The 16,530-nt window shown below is 73.6% G+C and carries 18 protein-coding genes; 11 read left to right on the forward strand and 7 right to left on the reverse strand.

Annotated features, from left to right (window positions below):
* The first annotated feature begins 12 nt into the window (after positions 1-12).
* Positions 13-777 (forward strand): SDR family oxidoreductase, encoded by a 765-nt coding sequence (locus ACZ7FF_RS41700; RefSeq protein ID WP_470819568.1) that lies wholly within the window; start codon positions 13-15, stop codon positions 775-777.
* Positions 778-791: 14 nt separating this feature from the next.
* Positions 792-1,817 (forward strand): L-idonate 5-dehydrogenase, encoded by a 1,026-nt coding sequence (locus tag ACZ7FF_RS41705; RefSeq protein ID WP_470819570.1) that lies wholly within the window; start codon positions 792-794, stop codon positions 1,815-1,817.
* Here the strand turns inward: ACZ7FF_RS41705 and ACZ7FF_RS41710 are convergent.
* The 3 genes from ACZ7FF_RS41710 to ACZ7FF_RS41720 form a co-directional block, all read right to left on the reverse strand.
* Positions 1,814-2,440, reverse strand: coding sequence for a cytochrome b/b6 domain-containing protein (locus ACZ7FF_RS41710; protein ID WP_470819572.1), 627 nt, complete (start codon positions 2,438-2,440; stop codon positions 1,814-1,816). The genes ACZ7FF_RS41705 and ACZ7FF_RS41710 overlap by 4 nt on opposite strands.
* Complete coding sequence (locus tag ACZ7FF_RS41715) at positions 2,424-3,152, reverse strand: molybdopterin-dependent oxidoreductase (RefSeq protein ID WP_470819573.1); 729 nt, start codon at positions 3,150-3,152, stop codon at positions 2,424-2,426. Before ACZ7FF_RS41715 ends, ACZ7FF_RS41710 begins: the two co-directional genes overlap by 17 nt.
* 73 nt (positions 3,153-3,225) lie before the next feature.
* Positions 3,226-4,206: a hypothetical protein gene (locus tag ACZ7FF_RS41720; RefSeq protein WP_470819574.1), complete on the reverse strand. Its 981-nt coding sequence runs from the start codon at positions 4,204-4,206 to the stop codon at positions 3,226-3,228.
* A gap of 329 nt (positions 4,207-4,535) precedes the next feature.
* Here ACZ7FF_RS41720 and ACZ7FF_RS41725 point away from each other — a divergent pair, with 329 nt between their 5' ends.
* The 4 genes from ACZ7FF_RS41725 to ACZ7FF_RS41740 are packed head-to-tail and all read left to right on the forward strand — an operon-like array spanning position 4,536 to position 6,727.
* Positions 4,536-5,432, forward strand: coding sequence for a DMT family transporter (locus tag ACZ7FF_RS41725; RefSeq protein ID WP_470819576.1), 897 nt, complete (start codon positions 4,536-4,538; stop codon positions 5,430-5,432).
* A 42-nt stretch (positions 5,433-5,474) separates the two neighbouring features.
* Complete coding sequence (locus tag ACZ7FF_RS41730) at positions 5,475-5,990, forward strand: NUDIX hydrolase (RefSeq protein ID WP_470819578.1); 516 nt, start codon at positions 5,475-5,477, stop codon at positions 5,988-5,990.
* A 21-nt stretch (positions 5,991-6,011) separates the two neighbouring features.
* On the forward strand, positions 6,012-6,404 hold the full coding sequence (locus ACZ7FF_RS41735; RefSeq protein WP_468600437.1) for a YidH family protein: 393 nt from the start codon (positions 6,012-6,014) through the stop codon (positions 6,402-6,404).
* Positions 6,401-6,727 (forward strand): DUF202 domain-containing protein, encoded by a 327-nt coding sequence (locus ACZ7FF_RS41740; protein WP_470819579.1) that lies wholly within the window; start codon positions 6,401-6,403, stop codon positions 6,725-6,727. The genes ACZ7FF_RS41735 and ACZ7FF_RS41740 overlap by 4 nt, the downstream gene beginning before the upstream one ends.
* 19 nt (positions 6,728-6,746) lie before the next feature.
* Here the strand turns inward: ACZ7FF_RS41740 and ACZ7FF_RS41745 are convergent, their stop codons facing one another.
* Positions 6,747-7,688: an NADP-dependent oxidoreductase gene (locus ACZ7FF_RS41745; RefSeq protein WP_470819581.1), complete on the reverse strand. Its 942-nt coding sequence runs from the start codon at positions 7,686-7,688 to the stop codon at positions 6,747-6,749.
* Between the two features lie 115 nt (positions 7,689-7,803).
* Between ACZ7FF_RS41745 and ACZ7FF_RS41750 the strand changes: the two genes are divergently transcribed.
* The 3 genes from ACZ7FF_RS41750 (at position 7,804) to ACZ7FF_RS41760 (ending at position 10,514) form a co-directional block, all read left to right on the forward strand.
* Entirely contained in the window at positions 7,804-8,103 is a 300-nt protein-coding gene (locus ACZ7FF_RS41750; RefSeq protein WP_470819583.1) for a hypothetical protein, read from the forward strand.
* Between the two features lie 167 nt (positions 8,104-8,270).
* Positions 8,271-9,293 (forward strand): phosphotransferase family protein, encoded by a 1,023-nt coding sequence (locus ACZ7FF_RS41755; RefSeq protein WP_470819585.1) that lies wholly within the window; start codon positions 8,271-8,273, stop codon positions 9,291-9,293.
* 6 nt (positions 9,294-9,299) lie between these two features.
* Positions 9,300-10,514 (forward strand): acyl-CoA dehydrogenase family protein, encoded by a 1,215-nt coding sequence (locus ACZ7FF_RS41760; protein ID WP_470819587.1) that lies wholly within the window; start codon positions 9,300-9,302, stop codon positions 10,512-10,514.
* Between the two features lie 57 nt (positions 10,515-10,571).
* On the opposite strand, the gene ACZ7FF_RS41765 is transcribed toward ACZ7FF_RS41760, so the two are convergent.
* From ACZ7FF_RS41765 to ACZ7FF_RS41775, 3 genes are read right to left on the reverse strand one after another with little or no spacing between them, the layout of a single operon-like run.
* Entirely contained in the window at positions 10,572-11,165 is a 594-nt protein-coding gene (locus ACZ7FF_RS41765; protein ID WP_470819589.1) for a TetR/AcrR family transcriptional regulator, read from the reverse strand.
* A gap of 28 nt (positions 11,166-11,193) precedes the next feature.
* Positions 11,194-12,858 carry a class I adenylate-forming enzyme family protein gene (locus tag ACZ7FF_RS41770; protein ID WP_470819591.1) on the reverse strand — a complete coding sequence of 555 codons (1,665 nt, stop codon included), beginning with the start codon at positions 12,856-12,858 and terminating at the stop codon, positions 11,194-11,196.
* A complete protein-coding gene (locus ACZ7FF_RS41775) occupies positions 12,855-13,625 on the reverse strand; it encodes an SDR family oxidoreductase (protein WP_470819592.1) in 771 nt (256 codons plus the stop codon). The genes ACZ7FF_RS41770 and ACZ7FF_RS41775 overlap by 4 nt, the downstream gene beginning before the upstream one ends.
* A 165-nt stretch (positions 13,626-13,790) precedes the next feature.
* On the opposite strand from ACZ7FF_RS41775, the gene ACZ7FF_RS41780 reads away from it, so the two are divergent.
* Both ACZ7FF_RS41780 and ACZ7FF_RS41785 read left to right on the forward strand, forming a co-directional pair.
* On the forward strand, positions 13,791-15,011 hold the full coding sequence (locus tag ACZ7FF_RS41780) for an exo-beta-N-acetylmuramidase NamZ family protein (RefSeq protein WP_470819594.1): 1,221 nt from the start codon (positions 13,791-13,793) through the stop codon (positions 15,009-15,011).
* A gap of 83 nt (positions 15,012-15,094) precedes the next feature.
* Entirely contained in the window at positions 15,095-16,396 is a 1,302-nt protein-coding gene (locus tag ACZ7FF_RS41785) for a serine-threonine protein kinase (RefSeq protein WP_470819595.1), read from the forward strand.
* Positions 16,397-16,530 lie beyond the last annotated feature (134 nt).

The raw sequence follows: 16,530 nt of genomic DNA on the forward strand, positions 1-16,530 counted from the left end.
GGCGGTACGACGATGACGGCTCACCCCCTCTTCGACATCAGCGGCCGTACGGCCCTGGTCACCGGGTCCGGCCGGGGCATCGGCCTCGCGCTGGCCCGGGGCCTGGCGGAGGCCGGCTGCACCGTGGTCCTCAACGGGCGTGACCCCGGCCGGCTCGCGAAGGCGGCGGCGGAACTGCCCGGGGACCGGATCCACACGGCCGTGTTCGACGTGACCGACGGGCCCGCCGTGGCCGCCGGGATCGCGGACGTCGAGGAGCGGGTGGGCCCGCTCGACATCCTGGTGAACAACGCGGGCATGCAACTGCGCGCCCCGCTGCTGGAGTTCACCGACGCCGACTGGCACCGGATGCTGGACACCAACCTCACCGGCGCGTTCCTCGTCGGCCGGGAGGCCGCCCGGCGGATGACCGCACGCGGCCACGGCAAGATCGTCAACATCTGCTCGCTGCAGAGCGAGGTCGTCCGCCCCGGCATCGCGCCGTACGCGGCGGCCAAGGGCGCGCTGAAGATGCTCACCAAGGGCATGTGCGCCGACTGGGGGCCGCACGGCGTCCAGGTCAACGGGCTGGGTCCCGGCTACATCGAGACCGAGCTGACCCGGCCCCTCGTCGAGGACGCGGAGTTCAGCGCCTGGGTGCGCGGGCGCACCCCGGCCGGCCGCTGGGGCCGCACCGAGGACCTGGTGGGCGGCCTGCTCTTCCTCGCCTCGCCCGCGGCGGACTTCGTCGGCGGGCAGGTGCTGTACGTCGACGGCGGCATGACGAGCGTCCTGTGAACGGGGCGGCGACCATGGCGGGTTGCGTGATCCACGGGGCCGGCGACCTCCGGGTGGCCCGGCTGCCCGTCCCCCGCCCCGGGCCCGGTGAGGCCCTGGTGGCCGTCCGCTACGGCGGGGTGTGCGGCTCCGACCTGCACTACTGGCGGCACGGCGGGGCCGGTGACTTCCGGCTCCGGGAGCCGATGGTGCCCGGGCACGAGGTGGTGGGCACGGTGGTGTCCCACGGCGCCGGAGCCGGCGGTCCCGCGCCGGGCACGGCCGTCGCCGTCCACCCCGCCACCCCGTGCGGGGTCTGCCCGGAGTGCGCCGACGGGCGGGCCAACGTGTGCCGGGACACCCGCTACCTGGGCAGCGCGGCCCGCTTCCCGCACGTCCAGGGCGGGTTCACCGCCCGGCTCGCCGTACCGGCCGGACAGCTGAGAGCGCTGCCGGACGGTCTCGGGCTGCGCCGGGCCGCCCTCGCCGAGCCCCTGTCCGTGGCCCTGCACGCGGTGCGGCGGGCCGGGGACGTGGCGGGCCGGCATGTGCTGGTGACCGGGGCCGGCCCGATCGGCTGCCTGGTGGTCGCGGCGGCGAAGGCGGCGGGCGCGGCGCGGGTGACGGCGACCGACCTGGTGCCGGAGGCGCTCGGGTACGCGGCCGTCGCCGGGGCGGACACCCTCGTGGGGGCCGACGATCCGGACGACACCGGGTGGCCCGCGGAGGTGGACGTGGCCGTCGAGGCGTCGGGGGCGGCGGCCGGACTCGGCACGTGCCTGCGGCTGGTGCGGCGCGGGGGCGTGGTCGTCCAGCTCGGGATGCTGCCGCCGGGACCGAGTCCGTTCGCCGGGAACCTGGTGGTGAGCCGGGAGATCGAGCTGCGAGGCGCGTTCCGCTTCGCCGCGGAGTTCGACGAGGCGCTCCGACTGCTGGCGGCCCGGGGCGAGTTCGACGGGCTGATCAGCGCGGTGGTGCCGGTGGCGCGGGCGCGGGCCGCGTTCGCGCTTGCCGCCGACCGGGCGCGGTCCTGCAAGGTGCTGCTGGACTTCGGGGGTTAGGGCCGCCACAGCGGGTGTTCCCGCTTCGCCCACTCCCTGCTGACCGATCCCGTGCGCAGCCCCCTCCTCGCCTCCGGGTCCCCGAGCGCCATGCCGATGTGGCCGGCCAGCACGACACCGATCGTCAGGGCCAGCCAGTCGTGGACGAAGGTCGCCGAGGTACGCCATTCGAGCGGGGTCAGATGGGTGAACCACATCATCAGGCCCGTGCCGAGCATGACCAGGGTCGCCCCGGCGATCCAGGCCGCGTAGACCTTCTGCCCCGCGTTGAACTTCCCGGCGGGCCGGGAGGAGCGGCGTTTGTCGCGGACCAGGGCCGCGTGCAGCCATACCCGGTCGTGCGCCCCGAACCGGTTGAGCACCCGCAGGTCGCCGCGGAAGGCGCGGGAGGCGAGGCCGAGCAGGACCGGCACGGGGAGGGCGATCCCGGCGCACTCGTGGATCCGTACGACCAGTTCGCGGCGGCCGACCAGGACGGCGAGCTGGGGGATGTACAGCACGGCCGCGGTCAGCACGCACACGCCCATCAGCGCGGCCGTGGTGCGGTGCACCCACCGTTCGGCCCGGCTGAAGCGGCGGATCCGGGCGCTCGGCGGGGCGGGGGCGTCAGCTCGTAGGCTCATCGGTGCGTCCGTTCGAGCGGCCGACCCAGGCGTCGACGTCGTAGCCGAGCTTCTCCCAGTAGCCGGGCGTCACCCGGTCGGTGACGGTGATCCCGGAGAGCCACTTGGCCGACTTGTAGAAGTACATGGGGGCGACGTACAGGCGGACGGGGCCGCCGTGGTCGTAGCCGATGTCCTTGTCCTGCATGCGCAGCGCCACCAGGATGTCCGGGCGGCGGGCCTGGTCGAGGGTGAGGCTCTCGCTGTACGTGCCGTCGAAGCAGGTGAAGCGGAGGGCCTTCGCGGAGGAGTGCACCCCGGCGAGGTCGAGCAGGTGCGAGAGGCGCACGCCCTGGAAGGGGGTGCCGGGCACCCGCCAGCCGGTGACGCACTGGACGTCCTTGACCAGCCGGGTCTGCGGCAGGGCGCGCAGGTCGGCGAGGCTGTAGGTGACCGGGTGGTCGACGAGGCCGTCGATGCTGAGGCGGTAGTTCGCGGCGTCCTTGTGCGGGACGGAGGCGGCGACGGAGTAGTAGCGGAAGCCGCCGCCGTTGGGCAGCAGGCCGGTCAGGCCCGTGGGGTCGTCGCCCGCGACGCTGCCGAGGAGGCCCTCCATGCCGCGCTGCAGCGTCGGCGCGGCGACGAGGCCGAGCGCGCCCAGACCGAGGGTGCCGAGGAAGACGCGGCGGCCGACCGGGGTGCCGTCGCGCTCCTCGGGATGTTCAGGGTTCACGCCTTCATTCGAACACTCGGGGCTCCGCGGGGCCAGGGAATCCGGTCACCGGTCAGAGTTCCGTAATGACTTCTCACGCGCGGTTCAGGAACGCGCGGGCGCGGGCCGCGCGGAAGGCGGCCCGGGGATCCCGGTGCGGGTACGCCCAGGGCACCCGGGTGGCATGGTCGCCGATGCGCTGGAACAGGGCGGCGGCCTCGGCCGGGCGCCCCGCGCAGGACAGGGCGAACGCGAGGTGGTTGAGGTCGATGTGGCGGCGGGGGTGGTCGTCGTGCTCCCACTCCAGCCACCAGTCGAAGCAGGCGCGCAGCAGCCGGCGGGCGCGCGGCCCGTACCAGTGCCCGGAGGCGGCGGGGTCGGCCGGGGCCAGACCGGTGGCGGCGAGGACCCGGTAGCGCTCGGCGTAGGCGACGACCGGCAGCACGGCCAGCGGGGAGTCGGCGGGGGCCTCGGCGGCGGCCAGCTCGGCGAGGTCGTACACCTCGTGCGACTCGGCCCGGCCGCCGGAGGGCCGTTCGGCCAGGCGGGCGACGACCAGGTGGTGGGCGTGGTGGTGCTCGGGGTGGCGGCGGCGCAGCTCGGCGAAGACGGCGAGCACCTCGCGTTCCGGGCCGCAGGTGCGGGCCAGCTGGAGCAGGCCGAGCCAGGGGGTCGGGTCGGCGGGGGCGAGCGCGGCGGCCGTGTCGCAGGCCTCGCGGGCCCGGTCGGGGTCCTCCTTGCCGCGCAGGGCGCGGTGGACCCGGGCGAGGGCCAGCAGGGTGGCGGCTTCGGCGGACGCGGGCTCGGCCTGGAGCCAGTCCCGTGCCCAGGCGACGGCGTACGGCTCCCGGGCGAGCACGGTCACCCGGTGGCCCCGGCGGTCCCAGTCCTCACCCGTGTGGAGCAGCAGGGAGCGTGCGGCCTGCCGGCGGCCCTGCACCAACGCGGTCCGGGCGGTGCGCAGTTCCGCGTCGTCGAGGGCGTCGTCGAAGGCGCCGGAGGCGTCCGGGGCGGTGTCGCCGGACGGGTCCGTGGGGGCCCGGCGAGTGCCGAGCAGGGGCGGGAGTGGAGGCACCGCGGGACTTCCTGTTTCTCGGGCTGCCATCGGCCGATCACTCACAGCAAACCCCCCGCCCAGGTTTGCGTCAAGCGGAACGCGGATGTTAATGGGTTCAACTACGGTTTCCGGAAGGGAACTTGTGGAACTCCGCGCAGGTGGGGCGGACGGGGGGCGGGGAGTCACCGGCCGGCCCGTGTGGCGTACGCCATGGCGTCCCGTGGCAGGCCCGCGCACGATGGCGGGTCAGCCACCCCGTTCCGGGTACTCTCCGGGTCATTGCCGTTCCGGAGCGCTACAGTCGGCGACTACGCGCCCGTGGTCCGGCCGGATGATCGAGGTACGCAGTGTCCGTTCTGGTTCTCCTCCTCTCCGTGAGCGCGGCCTGCTGTCTGGGTTTCGGTTTCGTGCTCCAGCAGAACGCCGCGCAGCAGGCACCCCTCAGCGACTTCCTGTCGTTCCGGCTGCTGCTGGACCTGATGCGGGTGCCGCGCTGGCTGGGCGGTCTGGGGCTCATGATCGCCGGCATGGTGCTGGGCGCGATCGCCCTCGGCAAGGGCGAGATCTCCCTGGTGGAGCCTTTGCTCGCCACCAACCTGCTGTTCGCGCTCGCACTGTCCAGGCACCAGACGAAACAGCCCCTCGGCCGCCAGGGCTGGGCGGGGCTGCTGCTGCTCGCGGGCGGGGTGAGCGCGTTCATCATGGCGGGCGAGCCGCGCGGCGGCAGCGCCGTCACCGATCCGTTGCGGCACTGGCTGATCATCGGCGCCATGGTGGGCGCGGCCCTGGTGCTCACGACGTACGCCAAACGGTCCCGGCTGAGCTGGGGCCCGGTGCTGCTGGCGCTGGCCGCCGGTCTGCTGTACGGGGTGCAGGACGCGCTGACCCGGGTGAGCGGCACCCGCTTCTCCGAGGGCGGCTTCGCGGAACTGTTCACGGGCTGGCAGCCGTACGGGGTCCTGGCGTGCGGGGTCACCGGGCTGATCCTGGTGCAGAGCGCGTTCGAGACGGCCCCGCTGCGCATGTCGCTGCCCGCGCTCACCGCCGCCGAACCGCTCGCCGGGATCCTGTGCGGGGTGGGCTTCCTCGGCGACCGGCTGCACACCGACACCGGGGCGCTGGCCTGGGAGGCGGCGGGGCTCGCGGCCGTGGTCGCGGGCATCGTGCTGCTCGGGCTGCACCCGGCGATGCCGTGCCGCGCGGCGGACGCGGAGCCGCCGGCCCGGGACCTCCAGCGGCGCTGAGGCCCCCGCTCGCGCCGCACCGGGCCCTGCTTGGATACCGGTATGAACCCTGCTGACGAGATCCTCGACATCGTCGACGAGCACGACCGGGTCGTCGGCCGCTCCCCGCGCGGCGAGGCGTACGCCCGCGGACTGCGCCACCGCTGCGTCTTCGTCCAGGCCCGGGACGCGGCCGGGCGGCTCTTCGTGCACCGGCGCACGGCCGGCAAGCTGGTGTTCCCCTCCCTGTACGACCTCTTCGTCGGCGGGGTCGTGGGCGCCGGCGAGTCCTACGACGAGGCGGCGCTGCGGGAGGCCGAGGAGGAGCTGGGGGTGAGCGGCCTGCCCCGGCCGACCTACCTCTTCAAGTTCCTCTACGACGACGGCGCCGGGAAGAGCTGGTGGTCCGCGGTGTACGAGGTGCGCTGCGAGCTGCCCGTGAGTCCCCAGGTGGAGGAGGTCCAGTGGTACGGCTTCCTGACCGAGGAGGAGGTCGGGCGGCGGCTCGGCGAGTGGGAGTGGGTGCCCGACGGCATGGCGGCGTACGAACGGCTGAGGGCGCACAAGGCCGGCCGGTGACGCCCCGGTAAGGTCGGCCGCGTGAGCGAATTCGTGCGGAACATCCGGCTGTGGTTCGCGCCGGAACAGGTGCGGGAAGAGGGCGGCACCCCCGACTACCGGTTCTCGCTCGCCAACGAGCGCACCTTCCTCGCCTGGCTGCGGACCGCGCTCGCGCTGATCGGCGGCGGATTCGCGGTGGACCAGTTCCTGCCGGACCTGCGCTGGGCGTGGCGGGTCGGCCTGGCGCTCGCGCTGCTCGGCGCGGGCGTGCTCTGCTCCCTTCGGGCGGTGAACCACTGGGTGCGCTGCGAGCGGGCGATGCGGCGCGGCGAGGACCTGCCCGCCTCCCGCTTCCCGGCGCTGCTCAGCCTGGTCGTGGCCGTGGTGGCCGTCGCGATGGTGGTGGTGGTCCTGGTCGGGTGGGAAGGGTGACGGCGGGAGCGGACGGGGCCGGCCGGGATCCGGGTCTGCAGCCCGAGCGGACACGGCTGGCCTGGCGGCGTACGACCCTGTCGGCCACCGTCGCCGCGGTGCTCGCCGTCAAGACGGCGCTGCACGGCGGGGCCTCGGCCACCGGGATCCTCGTGTGCGCGGTGTGCTGTGCGCTGTGGCTGGGGTTCCTGGCGGTGGCCCAGCACCGCATCCGCTCCCTCGCGGCGGGCCCCCGCCCGAGGGCCCTGGCGCCCCGGTACGCCACGGCGGCCGTGCTCTGCGCGGTGGCACTGGCGGTCTGCGCCGCCGTCCTGGTGTTCTAGGGGCCGTACTCCCCCGGGTTCAGGACTCGTCCTCCCACTCGACCGTGACCACGATCTTCCCGCGGGTGCGGCCCTCCTGGTTGAGGCGCTGGGCGTCCGCGGTCCGCTCCAGCGGGAACGTCTCCTGGACGTGCACGGACAGCACTCCCTGTTCGGCCAGTCCGGCCAGCCGGGTGAGATCCTCGGCGTCCGGGCGGACGAAGCAGTAGCGGCCGCCGTAGGCGACCACCTCGGGGTCGGCGATCGAGGCCAGCCGGCCCTCGGGCGCGAGCAGGTTGGCGGAGGTCTTCAGCGTGCCGCCGCCGACGGTGTCGAACACCGCGTCCACGCCCTCGGGGGCGAGCCCGCGCACCCGTTCGCCCAGGCCCTCGCCGTAGGCCACCGGTTCGCAGCCGAGGCCGCGGACGTGGTCGTGGTTGCGTGCGCTCGCGGTGCCGATGACCCGGGCGCCGAGGTGGGCGGCGAGCTGGACGGCGAGCGAACCGACCCCGCCGGCCGCCGCGTGCACCAGGACGGTCTCGCCGCGTCTGACCCCCAGCGCCCCGACCAGCACCTGGTAGGCGGTGAGCCCGGCCAGCGGGAGCCCGGCGGCCTCCTCGAAGGACAGGTTGCGCGGCTTGCGGGCCAGCGTGCGCACCGGCGCGGCGACGTACTCGGCGCAGGTGCCCCGGGAGAGGAAGTCCTCGCGGACGTAGCCGATCACCTCGTCGCCGACGGAGAACTCCGTGACCGCGGCGCCGGGTTGTACGACGACACCGCTGACGTCCCAGCCGGGGATCACCGGGAAGACGGCGTCCAGGACCCCGTCGAGGTAGCCCTCCCGGCACTTCCAGTCCACCGGGTTGACGCCGGCCGCGCGCACCTTCACCAGCACCTGGTCGGGGCCGACCTTGGGGTCGCGCACCTCGCCGTACTCCAGCACCTCGGGACCGCCGTAGCGGCGGTAGCTGACGCCCTTCATGCCCTCGACCCTCCGGGGTACTCGTCCGCCACGCAACCAGGATGCCCAGATATGCACCGTTCGCGCGCGTAGCCTGTCCGTCGTCACACCCCCGTACCCCCCGAAGGTGAGCACCATGACCGTCCTTCACCAGGAACACGCCGAACACGGGACGCACCGCCACGGTCCGGAGTGCGGGCACGCGGCCGTGCCGCACGGCGACCACCTCGACTACGCGCACGACGGCCATCTGCACCGCGAGCACGAGGGCCACTGGGACGAGTGCGAGCCGGCCGGGCACACCACGCACGAGGGGCACGACCACGTACACCACGACGAGTGCGGGCACGCGCAGGTGCGGCACGGCGACCACGTCGACTACCTGCACGACGGCCACCGGCACGCCGAGCACGGGGACCACTGGGACGACCACTGAGGCACTGACGGCAGGCGGACGGCTCCCCGGACCACGCGTCCGGGGAGCCGTCCGCCTATCGTGGCTCCGGTCACGTTTCGCGCCGCGTCGGGCACACCCACTGGACTACATACCGACCGGTCGGCATCATGAGTCGCATCCTGTTCACCCGTTCGTAGGAGTGATGAATGAGCGCCGACCACCCGCCCGGACTCGACCTGGACCGGCTGCGCGCCCTGCTCGACCGCGAGCGCCCCGGTCTGGTGCACGGCCCCCTGAGCGGACGGCTGATCGAGGGCGGACGGTCGAACCTCACCTACGCGCTCACCGACGGCACCGCCAAGTGGGTCGTGCGCCGGCCGCCGCTCGGCCATGTGCTGGCCACCGCGCACGACATGAAGCGCGAGCACCGGGTGATCAGCGCGCTGCACCCGACGTCCGTGCCGGTCCCCCGCCCGCTGCTGCTGTGCGAGGACGAGGAGGTGCTGGGGGCGCCCTTCTACGTCATGGAGTTCGTCGAGGGCACCCCGTATCGCACCGCCGAGCAGCTCGCCCCGCTCGGCGCCGAGCGCACCCGCAGCGCGGTGCTCTCCCTGGTGGACACGCTGGTGGAACTGCACGCCGTGGACCCCGCCGAGGTGGGCCTCGCGGACTTCGGCCGCCCGGAGGGCTTCCTGGACCGGCAGTTGCGCCGCTGGAGCAAGCAGCTCGACGCCTCCCGCAATCGCGACCTGCCCGGCATCGAGGAGCTGCACGCGGCGCTCGGCCGCGCGCTGCCGGCCTCGCCCGCCGCGACCGTGGTGCACGGCGACTACCGCCTGGACAACGTCCTGATCGGGGATGACGACCGGATCAGGGCCATCCTCGACTGGGAGATGTCCACGCTCGGCGACCCGCTGACCGACCTCGGCCTGCTGGTGATGTACAGCCAGCCGCTCGGCGCGCCCCAGTCCCCCGTCTCCACCACCGCCGAGGCCCCGGGGCACCCCTCCCCGCAGGAGCTGATCGAGCGCTACGCCGAGCGCTCGGGGCGGGACGTGTCGGCGGTCTCCTGGTACACGGCGTTCGCCTGGTTCAAGCTGGCCGTGATCCTGGAGGGCATCCACTACCGGTACACGCTGGGCCAGACGGTCGGACGCGGCTTCGACCGCATCGGCGACCTCGTCCCCGTCTTCATCGACCACGGACTGACCACTCTCCAGGAAGGCTGACCGGTCATGGACTTCGCGTTCGACGCACGCACCGAGGAGCTGCGCGCCAGGCTCCTCGCCTTCATGGACGAGTACGTGTACCCGGCCGAGGCGGTCGCCGAGGAGCAGCGGGCCGCGCTCGCCTCCCCCTGGGACACCCCGGCCGTGGTCGAGGAGCTGAAGGCCGAGGCCCGCAGGCAGGGGCTGTGGAACCTCTTCCTGCCGGACACCGGGTACGGTGCCGGGCTGACGAACCTGCAGTACGCGCCGCTCGCCGAGATCACCGGCCGCTCCCCGCACCTCGCGCCCACCGCGACCAACTGCGCGGCGCCGGACACCGGCAACATGGAGGTGCTGGCCCAGTTCGGGAACGAGCAGCAGCGCAAGCAGTGGCTGGAGCCGCTGCTCGCGGGCGAGATCCGCTCGGCGTTCGCGATGACCGAGCCGGAGGTGGCCTCCTCGGACGCCACCAACATCACCACGCACATGCGGCGGGACGGCGACGAGTACGTCATCACCGGCCGCAAGTGGTACATCTCCGGGGCGATGAACCCGGACTGCGCGATCTTCATCGTGATGGGCAAGACGGACCCGGACGGCGCCGACATCCGCCGCCAGCAGTCCATGGTGCTGGTCCCGCGGGACACCCCGGGCGTGACCGTCAGGCGCGCGATGCAGGTGTTCGGGTACGAGGACCACTCGCACGGCGGCCACGCCGAGATCGTCTTCGACGAGGCGCGCGTGCCGGTCGCCAACCTCGTCGGCGAGGAGGGCGGCGGCTTCGCCATCGCCCAGGCCCGGCTCGGCCCCGGCCGGATCCACCACTGCATGCGGCTGATCGGCATGGCCGAGCGGGCGATCGAGCTGATGTGCCGCCGTGCGGTGTCCCGGACGGCGTTCGGCAAGGCGCTGGCCCAGCAGGGCGTGGTCCAGAACTGGATCGCCGACGCGCGGGTCACCGTGGAGCAGCTGCGGCTGCTGGTGCTGAAGACGGCCTGGCTGATGGACACCGTCGGCAACCGGGGCGCCCACACCGAGATCCAGGCCATCAAGATCGCCACCCCGCGCGCGGTGGTCGGCATCCTGGACCGGGCGATCCAGCTGCACGGCGCGGGCGGGGTGAGCCAGGACTTCCCGCTGGCCGAGCTGTACGCCGGCGCCCGCACCCTGATGCTCGCCGACGGCCCGGACGAGGTCCACCAGCGGTCGCTGGCGCGCCGGGAGCTGAAGAAGTACCTGTAGGGGCGCACGGGTGAGGGGGCGGTCCGCGCCGCGGGCCGCCCCCTCGTCCCTGCCCGGTTACGGGCGCAGCGCCCGCAGCAGCAGGTCGGCGAGGTGGTCGGCGACCTCCTGCGGGGTGAGGGGGCCGTCGGGGCGGTACCAGGTGGACAGGTGGTGGACCGAGCCGAAGTGGTAGTCCACGACCAGGTCGGCCGGGGTCGCCGTGGAGAAGACCCCCGCCTTCTGGCCCTCCTCGATGAGTGCGCGGAAGCGCTCGTGGTAGCGCCGGCGCTCGGCCCGCACCTGCTTGTTCTTCTCCGGGCTCAGGTGGTGCATGGAGCGGAAGAAGATCATCGCGTCGTCGAGGTTCTCGATGGTGGTCACCACGACGTCCGCCGCCGCGCCCCTGAGCCGTGCCTCCACGGGCGCGTCCATGCCCGCGTAGTGGTCGAGGCGCTCCTGCTGGACGCGCAGCATGCGCGCGTACACCTCGTGCAGGAGGTCGTCCTTGGAGCCGAAGTAGTGGTACAGCGCCCCCTTGGTGACGCCGGCCGCCTCCACGATCTCCTGCACGGAGGTGCGGTCGTACCCCTGCTCCGCGAAGAGCCGGGTGGCGGCGGCCAGGAGCCGCTGCGGAACAGGTGCTCCGTCTCCGTCCGTCGTCCTGGGCACTGCCGCCACCTGCCTTTCCGTTCTGCTGCTAGTCGTCTTGGGTGCGGGAACGCAGTTCCCGCCGGAGGATCTTCCCACTCGCGGTCTTGGGCAGGTCCGCCAGGATCGCCACCTGTCGCGGGTATTTGTAGGCGGCCAGTCTCTCCCTGCAGTACGCCTTGAGTTCATCCGGGTCCGCCCCGGCACCCGGACGGAGGCTGATGTACGCCTTGACGGTCTCGCCGCGATAGCCGTCGGGGACGCCGACGACGGCCGCCTCGCGCACCGCCGGATGGGTGTACAGGACGTCCTCGACCTCGCGCGGCCACACCTTGAAGCCGGAGGCGTTGATCATGTCCTTCTTGCGGTCGACGACGTAGAGCCAGCCCCGCTCGTCCATGAAACCGATGTCACCGGTGCGCAGCTCGCCGTCCGGGAAGGTCTCGTCCGTGGCCTCCGGACGGCGCCAGTAGCCGGGCACCACCTGGGGCCCGCGGACGACGATCTCGCCCTGCTCGCCGAAGGGCACCTCCGCGCCCTGGTCGTCGACGATCCGCACGACCGCCTCCGGTCCGGGCAGGCCGACCGCCAGCGTGCCGGAGGCCGGGTCGACCGGCGCCTCCAGGCCGGGCGGCACCGAGGCGCAGGGGGCGGTGCACTCGGTGAGGCCGTAGCCGTTGCGGATGTAGGGCCCGAAGCGCTCCCGGAACCGCTCCACCAGGGCCGGCGGCACGGGGGCGCCGCCGGAGGAGATGATCACGAAGGACGCGAAGTGCTCCCGCGTGACGTCGGGGTGGGCGGCCAGCGCCATGAACGCGGTGGAGGGGCCGACGGTGTAGTGCGGATGGTGCTCGGCGAACGCGTCGAGGACGGCACCCGGCTCGAAGCGGTAGCCGAGCACGAGGGTGCCCGCGCTGTTCAGGCAGGCGCCGAACTGGCAGACCATGCCGGTGATGTGGAACAGGGGCGCGAGCGCGAAGTAGACGGGCGCCTCGGGCAGGGCGAGCCCGGTCCGCTGCCGCTCGGCATTGTACATCACGTTGCGGTGGGTGTTGGTGGCGCCCTTGGGGGTGCCGCTGGTGCCCGAGGTGTAGCTGATCAGGGCGATGTCGTCGGGGCGCGGGTCGCGGCCCTCCGGTGCCTTCCCGCCCTGCCGGGCGACGGTCACCAGGTCGTCGGCGTCCGCGGCCGGCGGCAGCCGCTCGAAGCCCAGCACCCGGCTGTCGCCCCGGGTCTGGAAGTCCAGCTCGCACGCGGTGAGCACGATCCGCACCGGCGAGTCCGCGGCCGTGTCCCTGAGGTACGACTCCCAGGCCCGGTCGGAGCAGACCAGCGCGGTCACCTCGCCGTCCCGCAGGACGTGGGCGACCTCGGCCGACTTGTACATGGGGTTGACCGGCACCACGGTCGCGCCCGCCTTCCAGGCGCCGAGCACCGCGAGCACGAAGTGCGGGGAGTTCTGCAGCAGCACGGCGACCCGGTCGCCGCGGCGCAGCCCTCGCTCGGCGAGATGGGCGGCGACCGAGTCGCTCAGCTCGTCCACCTCGCGGTAGCCGAGGCGGGCGTCGAAGTAGGCGAGGAAGGTGCGGTCGGGGACCTCGGCGACCGCGCCGCGCAGGGCGTGCACCAGGGAGTCGGCGGGGTCGACGGGGGCGCGCTGGGCGTCGCTCAGGAGGGCCAGCCAGGGCCTGGCCGCGTAGCGGGACTCGGTCACCGGGCCGCCTCCCACTTGCGCTGGATGTGGTTCATCCCGGCCAGCCAGCGGTCGGGGGTGCCGGCCCGGGCCTGGTAGTACTCGCCGACCTCGGGGTGCGGCAGGATCAGGAAGCGGTCCTCCTCGATGCCCCGGAACAGCGCGTCGGCCACGTCCGCCGGCTCGATCGCGGTGGGCTGGAGCACCAGCTCGCCCGCGCTGCCGGTGGCGGCCAGCATGTCGGTGCGGACCCCCTGCGGGCAGATGGCGTGCACCTTCAGGCCGCGGTGACGGTACGTCAGGGACAGCCACTCGGCGAAGGCGTAGGCGCCGTGTTTGGTGACGCTGTAGGAGGGGGCGCCGATCATGGTGAGGAGTCCGGCCGCCGAGACGGTGGCGACGAACCGGCCGCTGCCCCGCTCCAGCCAGTGCGGCAGCAGCGCGTGGGCCGCGCGAACGTGCGCCATGACGTTGACGTCCCAGGACAGCGCCCAGGACCTCTCGTCGAGCGGCCCGCCCTCCCCGTCCTCGAAGGCGACCCCGGCGTTGGCGCAGTAGACGTCCACGGTGCCGCCGAGCGCGTCCCGGGCGTCGCCGATGACCGCGGAGGCGTCGCCGGGCACGGCGGTCCCGCCGATCTCCTCGGCCACCGCCTTGGCCTTCTCGGCGTCCAGGTCGTTCACCACCACCCGGGCGCCCGCGGCGGCGAACCGCCGGGCCAGCGCGGCCCCGATCCCACCGCCCGCCCCGGTGACGACCACTCCCGCATCCTGCACGGCTTCCACCATCGGACTCCTTCGACACGACTTCGCGCGGCGCGCGTCGGCTCTGGTCGGGCCAGACTAACCGGTCGGTATGTGTGAAGGAAGGGCGAGCGCACCAACCTAAGGGGCGCGGGAACCGTACGACCGGCCACGGTCCGCCCGCACCTTCCGAACCCACGGAGGCCATCCATGCACCTGTCCCGACGGAACCTTCTCGCCTCGGCCACCATGGCCGCCGTCCCCGTCACACCGGGGCACCGCGAGCAGCTGCACACCGGCTTCGAAAGGCTCGCGGCCGACGGCTACGCCCTGCTGGAGGGCCGGCGCGTCGGCGTCGTCACCAACCCCACCGGCGTCACCAGGGACGCCGAGCACATCGTCGACGTGATGCACCGTGACCCGCGCGTCAGGCTGACCGCGGTCTTCGGGCCCGAACACGGCTTCCGCGGCACCGCGCAGGCCGGCGGCTCCGAGGGCCGCTACGACGACCCGGCGACGGGGCTGCCCGTCTACGACACGTACCTGAAGAGCGGGCGGGCCCTCGCCGACGTCTTCACCGCCTCCGGCGTCGACACGGTCGTCTTCGACATCCAGGACGTGGGCGCCCGCTTCTACACGTACATCTGGACCCTGTACGACTGCATGGAGGCGGCCCGGCTCGCCGGCCGGCGCTTCGTCGTCCTGGACCGCCCGAACCCGGTGACCGGGCGCGCGGCCCAAGGCCCGGTGCTGCACAGGGAGTTCGCCACCTTCGTCGGCCGGCAGCCGATCGCGCAGGCGCACGGGATGACCGTCGCGGAACTGGCCCGGCTGTTCGACAAGGAGTTCCTGAGCACGCCGGTCCCGCTGGAGACCGTAGAGATGACGGGCTGGCGGCGCACGGACTTCTACGACGCCTCCGGGCTGCCCTGGGTGCCGCCGAGCCCCAACATGCCCACCCCGGACACGGCGCTGGTGTACTCCGGCACCTGCATGTTCGAGGGCACCAACCTCTCGGAGGGACGCGGCACGACCAGGCCCTTCGAACTCCTCGGCGCCGACGGCATCGACGGCCGGTGGGCGGCCGCCGTGAACGACCTCGGGCTGCCCGGTGTGCGGTTCCGGGAGGCGTACTTCGCCCCCACCTTCTCCAAGTTCCAGGGCACGACCGTGGGCGGCGTGCAGGTCCACGTCTCCGACCGGGCCGCGTACGACCCCGTCCGGACCGGGATCGCGCTGCTCGTGACCGCGCGGAAGGTGTGGGACGGCTTCGCCTGGCGACCGGACGACTGGATCGACAAGCTCACCGGTTCCACCCGGGTGCGCACGATGATCGACGCGGGCGCCGGCACCGACGAGGTGACCGGCGCCTGGCAGGAGGAGCTGGCCGCGTTCCGCCGGATCCGCCAGGAGTATCTCCTGTACGGATGAGCCGCGACGGCTGGTCAACCCCGCCCCGGAGCAGGACGATACGCCCGCAACGCATCGTTTCAGGGGGGACGAGGGAGCCTGGCATGGCGGATCCTGGGATGAGCGTGACTCCCTACTGGGAGCTGACCTTCGACGCGGACGGGGACGTGGACCCGCCCGAACGCGATCGCCTGGTGGCGCAGGTCGCGGAGCACGGTGTCCGTGACCTGATCGTCTTCTCGCACGGCTGGAACAACGACCGTTCGGGTGCGACCGCGCTGTACCGGAGTTTCTTCGCCCCGATCCCGGCGCTCGCGCCGGGGGCACGGATCGGGTACGTGGGGGTGATCTGGCCCTCCATGCGGTTCAGTGACGAGCCGGTCCCGGACTTCCCGCGGACCGTGGCGGCCACGGAGGCGGTGGCGGCGCCGGCCCCGGCGCTCGACAAGGACACCCGGCGCGCGCTGCTGGAGACCTTTCCGGGCCGGGCCACCGTCATCGACCAGCTGGCCCGGATGCTGGACGAACGGCCCGGCGGCACGGCGGGTCTCGGGGAGTTCGGGCGCCTGGTGCGGCTGCTCGTGGACGGGACCCCCCGGCCGGGGGCGGCCGACACCGACGAACAGGGCGAACCGGTGGTGTTCACCGGGGATCCGGCGGCCGCCTGCGAGGAGTTCGCCGGGGCGCTGGCCGCGCTGCGGGCACCGGACGGCACCGAGGGGTTCAGCCTGCCCGACCCGTGGGACGGCGCCAAGGAACTGCTGCGGCAGGCGGCGTACTACACGATGAAGGGGCGGGCCGGGACCGTCGGCGAGCACGGGCTCGGGCCGGCGGTCGGGCGGCTGGCGGGCGCGGCGCCCGGGGTGCGGGTGCATCTGGTCGGGCACAGCTTCGGCGGCCGGCTGGTGGCGTTCGCGCTGCGCGGGCTGCCCGACGGGGTGCGCGCGGTGAAGTCGGTGACGCTGCTCCAAGGCGCCTTCTCGCACTACGCGTTCGCGGAGCGGCTGCCGCAGGACCAGAACGCGGCGGGAGCGCTCAAGGACGGGCAGCGGCGGATCGACGGCCCGCTGGTGTGCTGCCACTCGCACTTCGACTCGGCGCTCGGCACGTTCTACCCGCTGGCCTCGCGGCTGTCGGGCGACGACCGGTCCTGTGCGGGCAGCGAGATCGCGGCCGTGCTGGGGCCCCGGTGGGGCGCCATGGGCCACGACGGGGTGCAGTCGGTGCCGGGCACGGTCGCGCTGGACCTCGCGGGTGCGCTGGCGGGCCGGCTGCCCGCGTCGGGGTGTGTGAACGTCGACGCGGCGGCGGTCGTCCGCCGGGGCGGCCCGCCGTCCGGGGCGCACAGTGACATCGTGCACCCCGAACTGGCGCGGGTGGTGCTGGCGGCGGGCCGTATCGCCTGACCCGCCGCCGGTCACCGGTGGCGCACCGGCACTCCGGGCGTCACCGGTGCGAGGTGTACTCCACGACCTGCTGGAAGGTCGGCCGGTTCTGCCAGCTGATCCTGCCGTGCTTGATGCCGCCCAGGGTGCGCTGG

The sequence above is a fragment of the Streptomyces sp. NPDC037126 genome (genome assembly GCF_055605965.1).